Source organism: Paraburkholderia phymatum (assembly GCF_040965635.1).
GTDB classification, from domain to species: domain Bacteria; phylum Pseudomonadota; class Gammaproteobacteria; order Burkholderiales; family Burkholderiaceae; genus Paraburkholderia; species Paraburkholderia phymatum_B.
Window position 1 is genome coordinate 80,194 of the sequence record NZ_JBFRCH010000002.1, and the last position, 16,766, is coordinate 96,959.

Below are 16,766 nucleotides of genomic sequence, written 5' to 3' on the forward strand. Positions count from 1 at the left end.
TGTAATCCGAAATAATCCTACAACGTCTTATTCGAAGATCGGCGAGACTAGCGGCTTTGCAAACAGTCGCAACGGCGCGAAGCGAGTCGTCATGGAGAAATTCATCGTGCAAAACACTGGGTCTGGCCAACGGATTCGCGGCGCGGACGGACGCCGCCGGCAGCACGTGAAGCGATGGCTGGCGAATGCCGCGCTCGCCGCGATTGCGTCGTGCGCTGTCCATCCCGCGCTGGCGCAAGCCGCCGATACCCGAACGGCCGACTCTGCGCCCGCGCTCGTGGGCAAGCTCGCCGTCGATCAGCAGGTGCGCTGGCTGCGTCAAACTGCGCAAACGGGGGCGCTCGCAAAGCTCGACGACGCGCAACTGGTTACGCTCTTCGAAGCGCTCGATCCGCAGACGGTGCCGCGCTATGTGAAGGAAGGACCGAACGGCTATCCATCGTATGAGTTCACGATGCGTCGTCAGGAGCGCATCAAGGGCGAACGGACGACGCGGCCCGATCACATGCTAGTGAGGATGACGCGCGAACCGCTGCGCATCTACATGACGTGGCTGCCCGATGGCCCGCACGCGGGACAGGAAGCGATCTACGACGAGACGAAGCGCGGCGACGCGATGTATGGGCATCTCGGCGGAATGTTGAACATCATGCCCATCTGGACGTCGCTCGACGGCTCGCTTGCGCGAGCGCAGTCGAATCATTCCGTGCGAGATCTCGGCACTGAGTTCGTCGCGACGCAGTTCGTCAGTGAAGCGGCAAGATACGCGGATGCTGGCGCCCTGCGGCCGCGGCGCGTCGAGGTGCGAACGATTGACAGTGTGCGCGTGATCGCGCTCACCTATGAGGTCAAAAACGGCATGTCAGGGTTCTACGCGAAGAAGAAGACGCTCGGGCTCGATCTGCGCTGGCCTTACTTTCGCACGGTCGAGGCGTATGACGACGACGGGCAGTTGTTCGAGAAGATCGTGCTGGAAAGCGTGACGCCGAAGACGTTCGATGCGTCCACTTTCGATCCGAAGAATCCCGCATACCGGTTCTGAGCGGCGTTACCGGCCGCTGGCCGGCCGTCTGCCCGTAACGCTCAGAACGACGACCCCGGCTCGCGCAGGAACGCGATTTCTTCATCGGTGGAAGGACGGCCGAGCAACGCATTGCGATGCGGAAATCGCCCGAAGCGCTCGACGATCTTCGCATGCCGCATGGCCGAGCGCGAATACGATGGGTCCAGCCCTTGCGTTTCGAGCAGCGCGTACAGGCGCATGCCTTCGCGCTGGCCTTCCAGCGTTTCATCGTGCTCGAACGGGATATACGCGAACGCGCGGTGATAGACGGTCGGCAGCAACAGGTCGCTGCCCTCTTCGACCATCCGGCGCGCGATGCCGACCGCCTGCGCATCGCCGTCATACATGCGCGCCGTATGCCGATGACAGTTGCGCGTGAACTGATCGAGCACGATCACGAGTGCAAGCGCACCGAGCGGCGTAGCGAGCCACGCGTCGAGTTCATGCGCGAGCACCGCTTCGATCAACGCGCCGAAGCGCTCGCGCAGCATCGCATCGAATGCGTCGCTGCGCTTGAACCAGCACTTGCGGTCGGTACCGTATTCGTCCGAGCCGGGCGCGCCGAACCAGCAGTCGAGCACATCGCGCGCACGCGCATCGAGCGACGCGTAGTCGCCTTGCGTCGAATAAACGGCTGCGTCGAATCGTGTGCTCATGCGAGCTCCAGCACCAGCCGCCGCGTGCGCGCGCTCTTCTTTTCCAGCTTCGCGACGCGCAGCGCGCCGATTTCCTGCGTATTGCGCACATGCGTGCCGCCGCACGGCTGCAGATCGACACCTTCGATGCGCAACAGCCGCACGCGTCCCAACCCCATTGGCGGCTTCACGCTCATCGTGCGCACGAGTTCGGGGCGCGCGGCCATTTCGTCGTCGGTGATCCATTGCGTCGCGACGGCATGTGCGCCGCCCACCAGCTCGGCGAGCCGCGCTTCGACCTGCTCGCGCCCGATCGGCTCGACGGTCGCGAAGTCGAGGCGCGCGTAGGCGGACGTGATGCTGCAACCGTCGACGGGATACGGCAGGACCGCGCACATCAGATGACTCGCCGTGTGCAGGCGCATGTGCCGATAGCGGCGCTCCCAGTCGATCTGCGCCGTCACCCGCTGCCCGACGGCAAGCTGCGCGAGCAGCGCGTCCTGGCCGGGTGCGGGAACGTGGACGGCATCGTCGGGCGTCGCGTCTTCGAATGCCGCCTTGCGCGTATCGGCGATCTCGATGCGCGTGCCGTCGGCGAGCGTCAGTACGCCCGCATCGCCCGCCTGGCCGCCGCCGAGCGGATAGAACACGGTCTGGTCGAGATGGATGCCCTGTTCGTCGATCGCGGTAATGGACGCGTCGCAGTGAGTCAGATAGGCGTCGTCGCGAAAGAGTGCGCGAGTCGTCATCGAGTGTCTCCTGATTCCTTGTTCGTGTCGGACATTATGCCGGGATCGCAAATGTCCGCCGCGTTCACATCGAGGCGCGCGCGGCGGAACTGTACCGGGCGTTTCGACGCGACGCTTTCACGAAGCGCGACACGTCAGCCGGGATGATTGCGCATCCAGTCGGCCGTATCGAAGAACGAATGCAGAAGACGCTCGCGCAGCGGCTCGGGCAGGCCGACGTCTTCCATCGCCCACGCCATGCAGCGCAGCCACTGGTCGCGCTCGCTCGATGCGATCTGGAACGGCAGATGCCGCGCGCGCAGACGCGGATGGCCGAAGCGGCTGATGTAGTGATCGGGTCCGCCGAGCCAGCCGCACAGAAACCAGAAGAGCTTGTCGCGCGAGCCTTCGAGCGTCGGCGGATGCAGCTTGCGAATGCCCGCGAAACCGGCTTCGAGGTCCATCAGGTCGTAAAAGCGGTCGACGAGTTCGCGCACGCGCGCTTCGCCGCCCACGAGTTCGAAGGCCGTCGGCTGCGACGGTGCTTCGTCAATCGAATCAGTCATACGAGCAACTACACATTCAAGAGGAACATAAAGGCATCGCGCATTCGCGTCGATGCATCAAGGGACGCGCGATCTCACGCGTCGCGCAGCGATTGCAGCGCGGGCCGCATCAGCACATGACGCAAGCTGATCCAGCCGCCGATGGCCGCGCACGCGACGCCCGCCGCGATGCCCGTCGGCAGCAGCCACGGATTGAATTCGATCGTGAAATCGAACACGCGCGTCGCGAGAATGAAACCGATCAGCTGCGAGCCGAGCGCGGCCATCAGGCCCGACAGCGCGCCGACCACGACGAACTCCGCGATCTGCACCGCTCGCACCTGCCGGTGCGACGCGCCGAGCGCGCGCAGGAGCGCCGATTCTCGCATACGCTCGTCGCGCGTGCCCGCCAGCGCCGCGTACAACACCAGCACGCCGGCGATCAGCGTGAACGCGAACAGAAACTGCACTGCGCCGATCACCTGGCCGATCACGCGCTGCACCTGCGCGAGGATCGGCGCCGTGTCGATCGCGGTGAGATTCGGATATTGACCGATCAGCCCGTCGATCACCCTGTGCTGCTCGGGCGGAACATGGAAGCTCGTGATGAACGTCGCGGGATAGTCCTTCAACGCGGCGGGCGGCATCACGACGAAAAAGTTGACCTTGAACGAACCCCAGTCGAGCTTGCGAACGCTCGTCACGGGCGCCTCGATTTGCAGGCCCGTCACGTCGAAGCGCATCGTGTCGCCGACCTTCACGTTGAGCAGCTTCGCGAGTCCCTGCTCGATCGAGATCTGCGGCTTCGACGCATTGCCGTACCACTCGCCCGACACGATCCGGTTGTCGTCGGGCAGTTGCGTCGTGTACGACAGATTGAACTCGCGATCGACGAGACGCCGCGCGTCCTCGCTCTTGTAGTCGTTCGGGTTGACGGGCTTGTCGTCGATCGCGACCAGCCGGCCGCGTACCATCGGCGCCAGCTCGATGCCCGCAAAGCCGTGCGCGCCCAGATACTGCGTGACGGCATTGCGCTGGTCGGGCTGGATATCGATGATGAACTCGTTCGGCGCGTCGGGCGGCGTCGAGCGGTGCCAGCCTTCGATCAGGTCGTTGCGCGTCATCGCGATCAGCAGCAGGCACATCAGGCCGATCGCGAGCGCCGTGATCTGCAGCGCGCTCGCGTTCGCGCGCCGCTCCAGCGACGCGAGCGCATAGCGCCAGCCGATGCCGATATGAAAGCGCTCACTGCGCACGATTCGCGACAGGCTCCACAACGCGACGCGCGCGATCAACGCGAACACCAGGAGCCCGCCCGCGAAGCCGCCCGCGACGATGCCGCCGAGCTTCAGCTCCCCCGCCGCGAGAATCAGCAAGCCCGCGAACAGCGCAATGCCGAGCGCGTACGCGGCCCACGCGGTGCGCCCTTCTTCGCCCCACTCGCGGCGCAGCACGCGCACGGGCGGCACATGCGTGAGCGGCAGAAGCGGCGGCAGCGCAAAGCCGATCAGCAGCACGAGACCGGCCGCGATGCCTTCGAGCGCGGGCCAGATGGTCGGATACGGCAGCGTCACGTCGATCAGGCTGCCGAGCCACCAGAAAAGCGCGAGATGCCCGCCAAAGCCGAGCACGACGCCCGCCATGCCGCCGAGCAAGCCGAGCCCGGCGAATTCGAACACGAACAGCGCGCGCAAGGTCCGCTGGCTCGCGCCGAGGCAGCGCATCGCCGCGCAGCTGTCGAGATGCCGGCGCATGTAGCGATGCGCGGCCATCGCAATCGCGACGGCGGCGAGCAGCGCCGTCAGCAGCGACACGAGCGTGAGAAAGTGGCTCGCGCGATCGAGCGTCTCGCGCACCTGCGGCTGGCCGTCCTGCAGCGACTCCAGCGCGACGCCGCGCATCTTGCCGTTGTCGACGCGCTCATGCGCCCACGTCGCAAACGACGCAACGGGCTTGTCGCCGCCCGCCACCAGCAGCCGGTACGTGACGCGGCTGCCGTAGCCGAGCAGTCCCGTCGACGCGAGATCGTCGGCGCGCATCATCAGGCGCGGCGAAAAATTGACGAACGCGAAGCCGCGGTCCAGTTCGCGCGTGATCAGCGCGCCGATCGTGAAGTCGCGCCCGCCTACTTTGACCTTGTCGCCGATATGTGCCTTCAGCGCGTCCAGCAGTTGCTGATCGACCCATACGTCGCCGGGCGGCGGAATGCCGCGCACTTCGCGATCGGGCGCGCCGGGCGCGAGCGCGATCCGCAACGCGCCGCGCAGCGGATAGCCCGGCGACACGGCCTTCACCGCCGCGAGCCGCGAGACGGGCTGCGCGGCCGTCGAGTTGACCATGCTGGGGAAGATCGCCGTCGTCGCCGTTTCGAGACCGAGCGTTTTGGCCTGCTGCGCGAATTGCGCATCGACGGGATGATCGGCTCGCACGACGAAATCGGCGGCGATCATGCGCCGCGCGTCGCGCTCGAGACCTTGATGCAGACGGTCCGCGAGAAAGCCGACGCTCGACAGCGCCGCGACGGCCAGCACCAGCGCGAACAGCAGCATCGTCAGCTCGCCCGCGCGCCAGTCGCGCGCCGTCATGCGCACCGACTGATGCAGCAGATGACCCAGCGACAGCCGGTGCGCGGATGCGGGCCGCTTGGGGTGTTCAGGCGGAAGCTCGGGGGGAGCCTGGGTGGTGACGCGTTCGGCTTCGCTCAATCGTGTCGGCTCCTCGCGAGTCGCGACACCATGTGCGTCGCCATGCCGCGAAAGCCGCCCTGCACGCCGCGCCACAGACGCGGCAGCGCCCAGCTCGCGAGCACCAGAAAGCCCACGAGCAGCACGAGGAACAGCACGGGAACGAACAGCGCGAGCAACAGGCCGCCGAACACGAGCCCGTCCTCGGCCGCCGACGTGACGACGTTGGACACCGGCTCCGGCGACAGATTGATCAGCGCGCGCGTGCCCGCCTTCGTCAGATGCGACGCGCCCGCGAGCGTGCCGCCCGCCAGCGCGGCGATCGTCATCAGCAACGGATCGGCGTGGCCGAGCGCGCCGACGGCCAGCACGGCGCCCGCCGGAATGCGGATGAACGTGTGGATCGCGTCCCACAGCGAGTCGAACGCGGGAATCTTGTCGGCGAGAAATTCAGCGAGGGTCAATATAGCGGCGGCGCCGATTACCCACGGCGACTGGAGCACGGACAGCGTATCGGGAAGATGGATGATGCCGGCGCGTCCGAAGACGCCCGCGATCAGCACGGTCAGGTACAGGCGCAAGCCGCTGCCCCACGACAGGCCCGCCGCAAGCGAAAGAGGTTCAAGCATGGCCGCCTCCGAGGCGCGCGTCGCGTGCCGTCAGTTCCGACAGCCTGCGCTCGGGATCGGGAAGCCAGGAGGCTCCGCCGTGCCGAAGCCGCCGGATCCGCGCATCAAGGCCGCGCGGAGCAATTTCAGGATGATTTCCGTCTCATTATAGCCACGTCAATTCGCCGGCCGCTTGGGCTACGCAGACGTTTGTGGCATGTTTGCGGCATTTTTTTGAACGGGTGCCGAGGCCGGGCGGACGACAGTCGGGCGACAGGCCGATGATCGGCCGCCGCGCCGAACGACGGGCGCGCTCAGTGGCCCGACGACAGCTTGAGTCCGATCAGCCCGACGACGATCAACACCGCGCTGCCGATGCGCGCGGCCGTGACGGCCTCGCCCATCATCACGATGCCGAAAATGAACGCGCCCACGGCGCCGATGCCCGTCCAGACGGCGTATGCGGTGCCGAGCGGCAACTGGCGCATGGCCATCGCGAGCAGCGCGAAGCTGCCGAGCGCGGTCACGACAGTGAACACCGACGGCCAGAGACGGGTGAAACCTTCGGATGACTTGAGACCGGCCGCCCACGCGACTTCCAGCAGACCGGCGATAAAGAGAAGAATCCAGGACATGAGACGAACTCCCAGTGTGAGTGGGGCCGTCCCCGTTGAGAGCGGATGCAGCAAGGTCGTCCTTGCCGGGCGCAATTATATCAAGACAGCCGCCATTTCGCCGTTTGCCATACGCCGGCGGATATAACGACAAAGCCGCCTCAGACGACGCCGACGAGCCGGTAGCCGACGCCCGTCTCCGTCACGATGTGCTCGGGCTGCGCGGGATCGCGTTCGAGTTTCCGCCGCAGATGCGCCATGTAGATGCGCAGATAGTGATGGCTTTCGACATGCGACGGCCCCCACACGTCGCGCAGCAGTTGCCGGTGCGTGAGCACGCGACCCGCGTGGCGCACGAGCGTCGCGAGCAGCCGGTATTCGAGCGGGGTCAGGTGCACGGGCTCGCCGTCGCGCGAGACCCGGCGGAGCGCGAGATCGACGATCACGCTGCCGAAATGCACTTGCGGCGTTTCGTTCGCGCCCTGGTTGCGCCGGCGCAGATGGGCGCGAATCCGCGCGAGCAGTTCGGAGACGCCGAACGGCTTGGTCAGATAGTCGTCGGCGCCCGCGTCGAGCGCGGCCACCTTCTCGCTTTCCTGGGCGCGCGCCGACAGCACGATCACGGGCAATTCGCTCCAGCCGCGCAGTTCGCGGATCACGTCGAGGCCGTCAGTGTCGGGCAGGCCGAGGTCGACGATCACGAGATCGGGCTTGCGCGTGGCCGCCTCGATCAGCCCCTGCTTGCCCGTCGGCGCGTCGTGCACGACGATGCCCTCGCCTTCCAGCGACGCGCGCACGAATCGGCGAATCTGCTGCTCGTCCTCGATCAGTACGACGGTGATGCTCAGGTCACTCATGAATGGGTATGCGGATGCGTGTCGGCTTATTGTCGATTAGGAGGTTCCGGCGCTTTTTTGCGTGTCGGGCGCTGGCGTTGCACCGGGCGTTGCATCGAGCATCGAATCGGCGGCATCGTCCGGCTCTGGAAGCGCGGATGCGGCATCGTCGGGCCCGGGCGGCGGCGTCTCGACGGGCAGCGTGAACCAGAAGCGCGCGCCCTCGATGTGTCCATCGGCGGCGACGCGATTGGCCGCGCCGATTCTACCCCCATGCGCCTCGGCGATCGCGCGGCAGATCGCGAGCCCGAGGCCGATGCCTGGCTTCGCCGATTCCTTCTCGCCGCGCGTGAATTTCTCGAAGATACGCGTTTCCATGCCGTGAGGCAGACCGGGGCCCATATCGTCGACGCTCACGCGCACGAACGGCTCGCCGTTCTCGTCGATGCGCTGCGCGCCGATCACGAGCGGCGTATCGGGCGGCACATACTTCGCCGCGTTCTCGAACAGGTTCGCGAAGAGGCGCTCCATCAGCACGGCGTCGAGTTGCAGCAGCGGCAGATCGGCGGGCAGCGCGACCTGCACGGGATGCCGCGCGAGCGTGCGCTTGCAGTCGCGCAGCGCCGAGCCGACCGTCTCTTCGAGCAGCGACCATTGCCGGTTCAGCTTCAGGCTGCCCGCCTGCAGACGCGCCATGTCGAGCAGGTTCGTGACGATGCCCGTCATGCGCAGCGCTTCTTCGTGGATCGCGTCGACAAGCTCGCCTTGCGCCGCATTCGCGCCATCGGCGTGCGCGTCGCGCTGCGCGGCGAGCATCGACGAAAAGCCGACGATGGCCGTGAGCGGCGTGCGCAGATCGTGCGAAATCGCCGAGAGCAGCGAGTTGCGCAGCCGCTCGGACTCCATGCTGACGAGCGCATCGCGCGCGATATCGACGTAATGCACGCGCTCCAGCGCGAGCGCGATCTGCGCGGCGAACGCGTCGAGCATGCGCTGCTGCTCGGGCACGTCGAGTTCGCGCTCGTCCTGCGTCGCGACGGCGAGCACGCCGCGCGTGCGCATCGGCGCGCGCAGCGGCAGATAGAGCGCCTTTGCGGCAGGCAGCGTATCGGTGCCGTGGCCCGCCGGCTTCTGCTGGTCGTAGACCCACTGGCCCACGTCGACATCGAGCGACGCGGCATCGAGCATGATGTTCACGTCGGGATCGTCGATCTTCTGCTTCACCTGATCGGCGCTATCGGGCAAGAGCACTGCGACGCGCGCGCGGAACACCTCGCTCACGTGCCGGCTGCCGATGCCGACGATCTGCTCCGTCGTCAGCGCGGCCGCCAGTTCGCGCGCCATCGCGTACATCGCGCTCGTGCGCTGCTCGCGTCGGCGCGCGACGCTCGCTTCGCGCCGCAACGTCGACGTCAGATGGCCGATCACGAGCGAGGTCAGCAGCATGCCGAAGAACGTCAGCAGGTATTGCGTGTCGCTGACGGAGAACGACATGCGCGGCGGCACGAAGAAGAAATCGAACGCCGCGACGGAGAGAAACGACAGCATCACGCCCGGTCCGCGGCCGAGCTTCACTGCCGCGAAGATCACGCCGAGCAGATACAGCATCACGAGGTTCGCGAGATCGATGCGATCGATCAGCTGGCTCGCGACCAGCGTCACGCCCGCGCAGATCGCGAGCGCCCATGCGTAGCTGCGCGGCGGCGAATGGCGGTCGCGCGCGACGCTCAACGCTTCGCGCCATGCGCGCACTTCTTCGTCGGCGCGGCGGTCGCGCCTTGGTCCCTGAATTGCTCCCTGTGCCGGTCCAGTTTCATCACTGCTCGCGCGGATCAGCGTGAGGTCGAGATCGCTTGCGCGTTCCGCGAGGCGCTCGCCGAACGGCCGGCGCAGCCAGCGCGCGAAGCCCGTCGCCGCCGAGCCGCCCGCGACCAGCTTCGACACGTTGCGCACGCGCGCATAGCCGATCAGCGTCGAGACGGCGTCCGCGCCCGCAAGCGTCGCCGTTTCCGCGCCGAGTTCGGCGGCGAGCTTGAGCGCGTCGAGCGTGCGCTTGCGGTGCGCATCCGGGAGACGTTGAAGCTTCGGCGTCTCCACATAGACGGCGATCCAGTCGGCCTTGAGACTCGCCGCGAGACGCGCCGCCGCGCGCACCAGCAGCGGCGCTTCGGGGCCGGGCCCGACGCACACCAGCAGACGTTCGCGCGCCTGCCAGATGCGCTGGATCGAACGGTCCGCGCGATACTCGCGCATCTGCGCATCGACGCGATCCGCCGTGCGCCGCAGCGCCAGTTCACGCAGCGCGATCAGATTGCCCTTGCGAAAGAAATTGCGCACGGCGCGCTCGGCCTGCTGCGGCATGTAGACCTTGCCGTCGCGCATGCGGTCGAGCAGTTCTTCGGCGGGCAAGTCGACGAGCGTCACTTCGTCCGCGCGATCGAACACGCGGTCGGGCACCGTCTCCCACACGCGGATGCCTGTGATCTGACCGACCACGTCGTTGAGGCTTTCGAGGTGCTGGACGTTGACCGTCGTATAGACGTCGATGCCCGCGTCGAGCAGTTCGTACACGTCCTGCCAGCGCTTCGCGTGGCGCGCGCCCTGCACGCCTGGCGTGGCCCGATTCGAATGCGCGAGCTCGTCGACGAGGATCAGTTGCGGCTTGCGTTCGAGCGCGGCATCGAGATCGAACTCGGCTAGCAGCGTGTTGCGATATTCGATGCGGGCGAGCGGCAGGACTTCGAGGCCTTCGAGCAGCGCCGCTGTTTCGCTGCGGCCATGCGTCTCCGCGATGCCGACGACGACATCGACGCCCTCTTCCTTGCGGCGGCGCGCGGCGAGCAGCATTGCATAGGTCTTGCCGACGCCCGCCGACGCGCCGAAGAAAATCTTCAGCTTGCCGCGTTGGCGTTTTTCTTCTTCGCGCTGGAGTTTGTCGAGGAGTTCGTCGGGGTCGGGGCGGGGCATGGTGTATCGGTTTGCACTTGCGTGCGGGTATGGTGGCATGTTTTTTTGTCTGCGACGCGGTGGTTTTTTTAGCGTGCCGCTGGCATCCGCGATTGCGCCTCGCGGCGCGGGCGTTGCCCCTGTGCGGGGCGGCACTTACTTTCTTTGCCGCCGCAAAGAAAGTAAGCAAAGAAAGCGGGCTCACACCGCCAGTCCTTGACGTTTACCCACGGGCTCTCAAGTCCCTATCCTTCAGCCGGCAGCGTATTGGCCTATGTTCGTTGCCAACGTACTACTAAGCGCATCACCGGCATCTACACCCGAATTCCGGCCCGCGACATCGAATATCCCCGGCCCCTTTTGCGAAACTGTGTGTAGGCATTAGCACCACACAGGACACCCTCGCCACGCGAGGCGGCGACAAGTGCGAGCGGCGCCCTGTACGATACAGCAACCTCATTCACTACCGACATGCGGCGCTGAAACATTCGATGCCTTTGGCTGTGCCGCACGTGCATGAAGCGGGTGAGGCGTTTAACCAGAGCGTTGGCGACGAACATAAGTTAGTACACTGCTGTGTGAAGGATGGGGACGTTGAGAGCCCGTGGGTAAAGGTCAAGCACTGGCGGTGTGAGCGGCTTTCTTTTGCCTACTTTTCTTTGCCGCTGCAAAGAAAAGTAGGTGCCGCCCCGCACAGGGGCAACGCCCGCGCCGCGAGGCGCAATCGCGGATGCCAGCGAAGGGCAAGGCAAACCAACGCATACGCGGATGCCAGCGACAAAGGCAAAAACACCACAGCAAAAGCCGTCGCAAACACAAACCGCATCGCGGATGCCGGCGGCAAGCCAAAAAACCCAGTCAGCCGTGCTGCGCCTCATCAAGCGCAAGGTTCAACTCCAGCACATTCACCCGCGCCTCACCGAACAAACCAAACTGCCGACCGCGCGTATAGCGGTCAACAAGCGCCGCAACATCGTTCGCGTTCATCCTGCGCGCCGCCGCCACGCGCTCGACCTGGTATGCGGCCGCCGCAGGCGAAATCTCGGGATCAAGACCGCTGCCCGACGACGTCACCAGATCGACGGGAACCGCCGTGTTCGTGGGCATGTGGCCCGCCGCCTTCAATGCATCGAGACGCCCTTTGACTTCATCGGCGAGCGCCGGGTTGATCGGGCCGAAGTTCGAGCCGCTCGAACCTTGCGCGTTGTACGGCATCGGCGTCGTCGCCGACAGGCGGCCCCAGAAGTACTGCCGCGCATCGAACTGCTGGCCGATCAGCCGCGAGCCGACCATCTTGCCGTCGTGCTCGATCAGGCTGCCGTTGGCCTTGTCGTGAAAGACGGCCTGGCCGAACGCCGTTATCACGGCGGGATACGCGAGACCCGTGAGCGCCGTCAGTACGGCGAAGATCACGAGCAGCGGGCGGAAAAGCGATTTCATGATTCAGATTCCTTTTATCTCTCTGTCGTCGCGCGCATCAGACCCAGCCGAACGCGGCCAGCACCATGTCGATCAGCTTGATTCCGAAGAACGGCACGACGATGCCGCCCAGGCCGTAGATCAGCAGATTGCGGCGCAACAGGATCGCCGCGCCGAGCGGCCGGTACTTCACGCCTTTGAGCGCGAGCGGAATCAGCAACACGATGATCAGCGCGTTGAAGATCACGGCCGACATGATCGCCGACGTCGGCGTCGCCAGATGCATCACGTTCAGTGCGTTGAGCGCCGGGTACGTCGTCGCGAATGCCGCGGGAATGATCGCGAAGTACTTCGCGACGTCGTTCGCAATCGAGAACGTCGTCAGCGAGCCACGCGTCATCAGCATCTGCTTGCCGATCTCGACGATCTCGATCAGCTTCGTCGGATTCGAATCGAGGTCGACCATGTTGCCCGCTTCCTTCGCGGCCTGCGTGCCCGTGTTCATCGCCACGGCCACATCGGCCTGCGCGAGCGCGGGGGCATCGTTGGTGCCGTCGCCCGTCATCGCGACGAGCCGGCCTTCGCCCTGATGCGCGCGGATCGTCGCGAGCTTGGCCTCCGGCGTCGCTTCCGCGAGGAAATCGTCGACACCCGCTTCCGCTGCGATCGCAGCAGCCGTCAGCCGGTTGTCGCCCGTCACCATCACGGTCTTGATGCCCATCTTGCGCAACTCGGCGAAGCGCTCCTTGATGCCGCCCTTCACGACGTCCTTCAGCTCGATCACACCGAGCACGCACGCCGCCCCTTCGCCCTTCTCTGCCACCACGAGCGGTGTGCTGCCGCGACGCGCGACCTCAGACACCGCGTTCGACACATCGGCGGGGAAATGGCCGCCGTGCGCTTCGACGTAATGCTTCACGGCGTCCGCTGCGCCCTTGCGGATTTCGCGGCCAGGCAGATCGACGCCGCTCATGCGCGTCTGCGCGCTGAACGCGAGAAAGATGGGATGCAGCATCGCCATGTCGCGCTGGCGAATATTGAAGCCCTGCTTCGCAAGCACGACGATGCTGCGGCCTTCCGGCGTTTCGTCGGAGAGCGACGACAGTTGCGCGGCATCGGCGAGCACCTCTTCCGCCACGGCCGATGCGGGAATGAAGGCCGACGCCTGGCGGTTGCCGAGCGTGATCGTACCCGTCTTGTCGAGCAGCAGCACGTCGACGTCACCTGCGGCTTCGACGGCGCGGCCCGACGTCGCGATCACGTTCGCCTGCATCATGCGGCTCATGCCCGCCACGCCGATCGCGGACAACAGGCCGCCGATCGTCGTCGGAATCAGGCACACGAGCAGCGCGACGAGCGCCGTGATCGTTACGACATGCCCTGCCGAATTCGCCAAATGAGCCGCTTCGACGGAGAACATCGAGAACGGCAAGAGCGTTGCGGTCGCGAGCAAGAGAACGATGGTCAGCGCGACGAGCAGAATGGTCAGCGCGATTTCATTCGGCGTCTTTTGACGCTTCGCGCCTTCGACCATCGCGATCATGCGATCGAGAAACGCTTCGCCCGGATTGGCCGTCACGCGCACGACGATCCAGTCCGACAGCACGCGCGTGCCGCCCGTCACCGACGAAAAGTCGCCGCCCGACTCGCGGATCACGGGCGCGGATTCGCCCGTGATCGCCGATTCGTCGACGGACGCGACGCCTTCGATCACTTCGCCGTCAGCGGGAATCGTGTCGCCCGTCTCGACGAGCACGACATCGCCGCGGCGCAGATCGGAGGCCGTCATGATGCGGATCGGCGACTTCGGATGCGGCTCGTTGAGCTTCTTCGCCATCACGTCTTTCTTCGCGCTGCGCAGCGATGCCGCCTGCGCTTTCGAGCGCCCTTCGGCGAGCGCTTCGGCGAAGTTCGCGAACAGCACCGTGAACCACAGCCACAGCGACACCGCGAGAATGAAGCCCGCGGGCGCTTCGGCCTGGCCCACCAGCGCGGCGATCCAGAGGATCGTCGTCAGGATGCTGCCGACGTACACGCAGAACATCACCGGATTGCGGAACTGCGTGTGCGGTTTGAGTTTCTTGAATGAGTCCACGATCGCCGGGCGCACGAGCGCTGGATCGAACATGGACCGCGTGGCGGAATGGTCAGTCATTTGTTCCTCTAATTGCTTCGCCTGTTTTGTGCGGCATTCGTGTGGCACATGCAGTCCTCAATGGCCCGCGATCATCATCAGATGTTCGACGCCGGGGCCGAGCGCGAGCGCGGGCACGTACGTCAGCGCGCCGACCAGCAGCACCGTGCCGAGCAGCAGCACGACGAAGAGCGGACCGTGCGTCGGCAGCGTGCCGCCCGTCACCGCGATGCGCTTCTTCGCGGCGAGCGAGCCTGCGATCGCAAGCACCGGAATGATCGTGCCGAATCGGCCGAACCACATCGCAATCGCGGTGAGCCAGTTGTAGAACGGCGTACTCACAGTGAGGCCCGCGAATGCGCTGCCGTTGTTGTTGGCTGCCGAGCTGAACGCATAGAGGATTTCGGAGAAGCCATGCGCGCCAGGATTCGCGATGCCTGCCTTGCCCGCATCGGTGAGCACGGCAATCGACGTCGCGACGAGCACCAGCAGCGGCGTCAGCAGCACGACGATCGACACCATCTTCATCTCGTACGCTTCGATCTTCTTGCCGACGTATTCAGGCGTGCGGCCGATCATCAATCCCGCGACGAACACCGCGAGCATCGCGAACACGAGCATCCCGTACAGACCCGAGCCCACGCCGCCGAAGATCACTTCGCCGAGCTGCATCAGGAGCATCGGCACGAGGCCGCCGAGCGGCGTCAGCGAATCGTGCGTGTTGGCCACGGCGCCGCACGAAGCCGCCGTCGTCGCGACCGTGAAGATGCCCGATTGCGCGATGCCGAAACGCGTTTCCTTGCCTTCCATGTTGCCGCCCGGTTGCAGCGCGCTCGCGGACTGATCGACGTGCAGCGTCGTGAAGAGGGGATTGCCGCTCTGCTCCGCGCCGATCTCGCCCGCGATGCACACGGCGAACGCGATCGTCATCACGGCGAGCACGGCGACGCCCTGCTTGCCGTCGCCGATCATGCGGCCGAACGCGAGACACAGCGCAGCAGGAATGATCAGGATCGAGAAGATCTCGACGAAGTTCGAGAACGGCGTAGGGTTCTCGTACGGATGCGCGGAGTTGCCGTTGAAGAAGCCGCCGCCGTTCGTGCCGAGCATCTTGATCGCTTCCTGTGTGGCGACGGGGCCCATCGCAATGGTCTGCGACTTGACGGGCGTATCGACCATCACCGGGTTGCCCTTCGCGTCCTTCACCACGTTGCCTTGCGCGTCCGTCTTCGGCGCCTGATACGTGGTCGTTTGCAGCGTCGGCACTTCCTGATAGGACTCGAAGTTCTGGATCACGCCCTGGCTCATCAGCAGCGTCGCGACGATGGCCGCCATCGGCAGCAGCACGTAGAGCGTCACGCGCGTGATGTCGACCCAGAAGTTGCCGATGGTCTGAGCGGTGTGTCGCGCGAAGCCGCGCACCAGCGCGATCACGACGACGATGCCCGTCGCCGCCGACAGGAAGTTCTGCACGGTGAGACCGAGCATCTGCGTCAGATAGCCGACCGTCTGCTCCGGCGAATAGTCCTGCCAGTTCGTGTTGGTGACGAAGCTGACGGCCGTATTGAACGCGCCGTCGACGGTCATCGCGCCGAACTGCTGCGGGTTGCCGGGCAGCCAGCCCTGCACGCGCAGCAGCACGTACAGGAACACGAGACCGAATACGTTGAACGCGATCGTGGCGATCGCGTACTGCTTCCAGCCCATTTCATGCGCGGGATCGACGCCCGCGATGCGATACAGCAGACGCTCGAGCGGTCCGCCCAGTTTGACGACGCGCGACGTGCCGTCCATCACGCGCGTCAGATAGCGCGAGACAGGCACGACCGCCGCAAGCAGCACGATGATGAAGATCGCCGGTTGCAGGACATCGTTGAAGTTCATTCGATGTCCTCCGCGCGCAGCAGCGCATAGACGAGATAAACGAAGAGCAGCGCGCTCGCCGCTCCCGATAGCCAGAGGACCCAGATCATGAGCGCGCTCCCTGACCGCGGCTATAGCGTGTGAGCCGCTCGCATCCGGCGATCAATCCAAAGGTCAGCGCAGCAAATAGCGCGATGCCCCCGACGTACAGCACATCCATTTCATGTTCTCCAAATGTTGGACGATGGATGCACGCAACGTTATGCCGATCGGCATAAAGGGCTGGTCAAAGGTTTGTTGGTGGATATAAAAAAGGCGTAAACGAAAATCGCGCGGCAGATTGCGGACGCGGGGGCCGACTTTGGTCAGCGGCGTCGATCTTTACAAAAGACGACGACAGTCGGACGCGTGCCATGTGCGTACGATGTTTTGCTCCTCTAGCGATGCCCGTGAGCACAGTGCGTCTTATGTGCGGCTGTGCCGGAATGTCGCGAGTGCGGAGCGCCTTGCCGTTGCCGGAAAAGGGCAAATGGAAAATCGGATCAAACTGGCTAATTGCCCGTTGACGCCGTATGTCTGACGCGCTTTCTTCCTTCTCGTCGCTATGAAGGAGCGACAACGGAAACCACACGCTGTATTGCCATACAAGGACGCCGAAGCGCGGGCATTGCTCATGTGCCCGGCGAACGTG

The 16,766-nt window shown here is 65.3% G+C and carries 14 protein-coding genes; 1 reads left to right on the forward strand and 13 read right to left on the reverse strand.

All coding sequences use genetic code 11. The features are described from left to right. The first annotated feature begins 91 nt into the window (after nt 1–91). Nucleotides 92–1,042: a DUF1571 domain-containing protein gene (locus AB4Y32_RS03775; RefSeq protein ID WP_368720054.1), complete on the forward strand. Its 951-nt coding sequence runs from the start codon at nt 92–94 to the stop codon at nt 1,040–1,042. A gap of 41 nt (nt 1,043–1,083) precedes the next feature. Here AB4Y32_RS03775 and AB4Y32_RS03780 read toward each other — a convergent pair whose 3' ends face one another. From AB4Y32_RS03780 to AB4Y32_RS03840, 13 genes are all read right to left on the reverse strand, one after another. Beyond that, nucleotides 1,084–1,719: a DUF924 family protein gene (locus AB4Y32_RS03780; RefSeq protein WP_368720055.1), complete on the reverse strand. Its 636-nt coding sequence runs from the start codon at nt 1,717–1,719 to the stop codon at nt 1,084–1,086. Further along, nucleotides 1,716–2,447 carry an alanyl-tRNA editing protein gene (locus AB4Y32_RS03785; RefSeq protein WP_368720056.1) on the reverse strand — a complete coding sequence of 244 codons (732 nt, stop codon included), beginning with the start codon at nt 2,445–2,447 and terminating at the stop codon, nt 1,716–1,718. The genes AB4Y32_RS03780 and AB4Y32_RS03785 overlap by 4 nt, the downstream gene beginning before the upstream one ends. Nucleotides 2,448–2,581: 134 nt before the next feature. Continuing rightward, nucleotides 2,582–2,992 carry a group II truncated hemoglobin gene (locus tag AB4Y32_RS03790; RefSeq protein WP_368720057.1) on the reverse strand — a complete coding sequence of 137 codons (411 nt, stop codon included), beginning with the start codon at nt 2,990–2,992 and terminating at the stop codon, nt 2,582–2,584. A 74-nt stretch (nt 2,993–3,066) separates the two neighbouring features. Further along, nucleotides 3,067–5,556, reverse strand: coding sequence for an ABC transporter permease (locus AB4Y32_RS03795; protein ID WP_368720536.1), 2,490 nt, complete (start codon nt 5,554–5,556; stop codon nt 3,067–3,069). A gap of 116 nt (nt 5,557–5,672) precedes the next feature. Next, the gene (locus tag AB4Y32_RS03800) at nt 5,673–6,284 is read right to left on the reverse strand and encodes a DUF4126 domain-containing protein (protein ID WP_368720058.1); all 612 of its coding nucleotides are present in this window, start codon (nt 6,282–6,284) and stop codon (nt 5,673–5,675) included. Between the two features lie 293 nt (nt 6,285–6,577). Beyond that, nucleotides 6,578–6,898 (reverse strand): quaternary ammonium compound efflux SMR transporter SugE, encoded by a 321-nt coding sequence (sugE, locus tag AB4Y32_RS03805; RefSeq protein ID WP_368720059.1) that lies wholly within the window; start codon nt 6,896–6,898, stop codon nt 6,578–6,580. Nucleotides 6,899–7,038: 140 nt separating this feature from the next. Next, nucleotides 7,039–7,734, reverse strand: coding sequence for a two-component system response regulator KdpE (gene kdpE, locus AB4Y32_RS03810; protein WP_368720060.1), 696 nt, complete (start codon nt 7,732–7,734; stop codon nt 7,039–7,041). Nucleotides 7,735–7,770: 36 nt separating this feature from the next. Further along, complete coding sequence (locus AB4Y32_RS03815) at nt 7,771–10,680, reverse strand: DUF4118 domain-containing protein (protein WP_368720061.1); 2,910 nt, start codon at nt 10,678–10,680, stop codon at nt 7,771–7,773. An 837-nt stretch (nt 10,681–11,517) separates the two neighbouring features. Then, entirely contained in the window at nt 11,518–12,099 is a 582-nt protein-coding gene (gene kdpC, locus AB4Y32_RS03820; RefSeq protein WP_368720062.1) for a potassium-transporting ATPase subunit KdpC, read from the reverse strand. A gap of 37 nt (nt 12,100–12,136) precedes the next feature. Further along, the gene (gene kdpB, locus AB4Y32_RS03825) at nt 12,137–14,233 is read right to left on the reverse strand and encodes a potassium-transporting ATPase subunit KdpB (RefSeq protein WP_368720063.1); all 2,097 of its coding nucleotides are present in this window, start codon (nt 14,231–14,233) and stop codon (nt 12,137–12,139) included. Between the two features lie 57 nt (nt 14,234–14,290). Then, nucleotides 14,291–16,096: a potassium-transporting ATPase subunit KdpA gene (gene kdpA / locus AB4Y32_RS03830; RefSeq protein ID WP_368720064.1), complete on the reverse strand. Its 1,806-nt coding sequence runs from the start codon at nt 16,094–16,096 to the stop codon at nt 14,291–14,293. Then, a complete protein-coding gene (gene kdpF / locus AB4Y32_RS03835; RefSeq protein ID WP_368720065.1) occupies nt 16,093–16,185 on the reverse strand; it encodes a K(+)-transporting ATPase subunit F in 93 nt (30 codons plus the stop codon). Before kdpF ends, kdpA begins: the two co-directional genes overlap by 4 nt. Continuing rightward, nucleotides 16,182–16,295 (reverse strand): potassium ABC transporter ATPase, encoded by a 114-nt coding sequence (locus AB4Y32_RS03840; protein ID WP_087734543.1) that lies wholly within the window; start codon nt 16,293–16,295, stop codon nt 16,182–16,184. The genes kdpF and AB4Y32_RS03840 overlap by 4 nt, the downstream gene beginning before the upstream one ends. Nucleotides 16,296–16,766 lie beyond the last annotated feature (471 nt).

Excerpts from the sequence above, each read along its gene's own strand:
- AB4Y32_RS03775 (WP_368720054.1), top strand. The coding sequence starts at position 92 with ATGGAGAAATTCATCGTGCAAAACACTGGGTCTGGCCAACGGATTCGC.
- AB4Y32_RS03780 (WP_368720055.1), bottom strand. The coding sequence starts at position 1,719 with ATGAGCACACGATTCGACGCAGCCGTTTATTCGACGCAAGGCGACTAC.
- AB4Y32_RS03785 (WP_368720056.1), bottom strand. The coding sequence starts at position 2,447 with ATGACGACTCGCGCACTCTTTCGCGACGACGCCTATCTGACTCACTGC.
- AB4Y32_RS03790 (WP_368720057.1), bottom strand. The coding sequence starts at position 2,992 with ATGACTGATTCGATTGACGAAGCACCGTCGCAGCCGACGGCCTTCGAA.
- AB4Y32_RS03795 (WP_368720536.1), bottom strand. The coding sequence starts at position 5,556 with ATGACGGCGCGCGACTGGCGCGCGGGCGAGCTGACGATGCTGCTGTTC.
- AB4Y32_RS03800 (WP_368720058.1), bottom strand. The coding sequence starts at position 6,284 with ATGCTTGAACCTCTTTCGCTTGCGGCGGGCCTGTCGTGGGGCAGCGGC.
- sugE (WP_368720059.1), bottom strand. The coding sequence starts at position 6,898 with ATGTCCTGGATTCTTCTCTTTATCGCCGGTCTGCTGGAAGTCGCGTGG.
- kdpE (WP_368720060.1), bottom strand. The coding sequence starts at position 7,734 with ATGAGTGACCTGAGCATCACCGTCGTACTGATCGAGGACGAGCAGCAG.
- AB4Y32_RS03815 (WP_368720061.1), bottom strand. The coding sequence starts at position 10,680 with ATGCCCCGCCCCGACCCCGACGAACTCCTCGACAAACTCCAGCGCGAA.
- kdpC (WP_368720062.1), bottom strand. The coding sequence starts at position 12,099 with ATGAAATCGCTTTTCCGCCCGCTGCTCGTGATCTTCGCCGTACTGACG.
- kdpB (WP_368720063.1), bottom strand. The coding sequence starts at position 14,233 with ATGACTGACCATTCCGCCACGCGGTCCATGTTCGATCCAGCGCTCGTG.
- kdpA (WP_368720064.1), bottom strand. The coding sequence starts at position 16,096 with ATGAACTTCAACGATGTCCTGCAACCGGCGATCTTCATCATCGTGCTG.
- kdpF (WP_368720065.1), bottom strand. The coding sequence starts at position 16,185 with ATGATCTGGGTCCTCTGGCTATCGGGAGCGGCGAGCGCGCTGCTCTTC.
- AB4Y32_RS03840 (WP_087734543.1), bottom strand. The coding sequence starts at position 16,295 with ATGGATGTGCTGTACGTCGGGGGCATCGCGCTATTTGCTGCGCTGACC.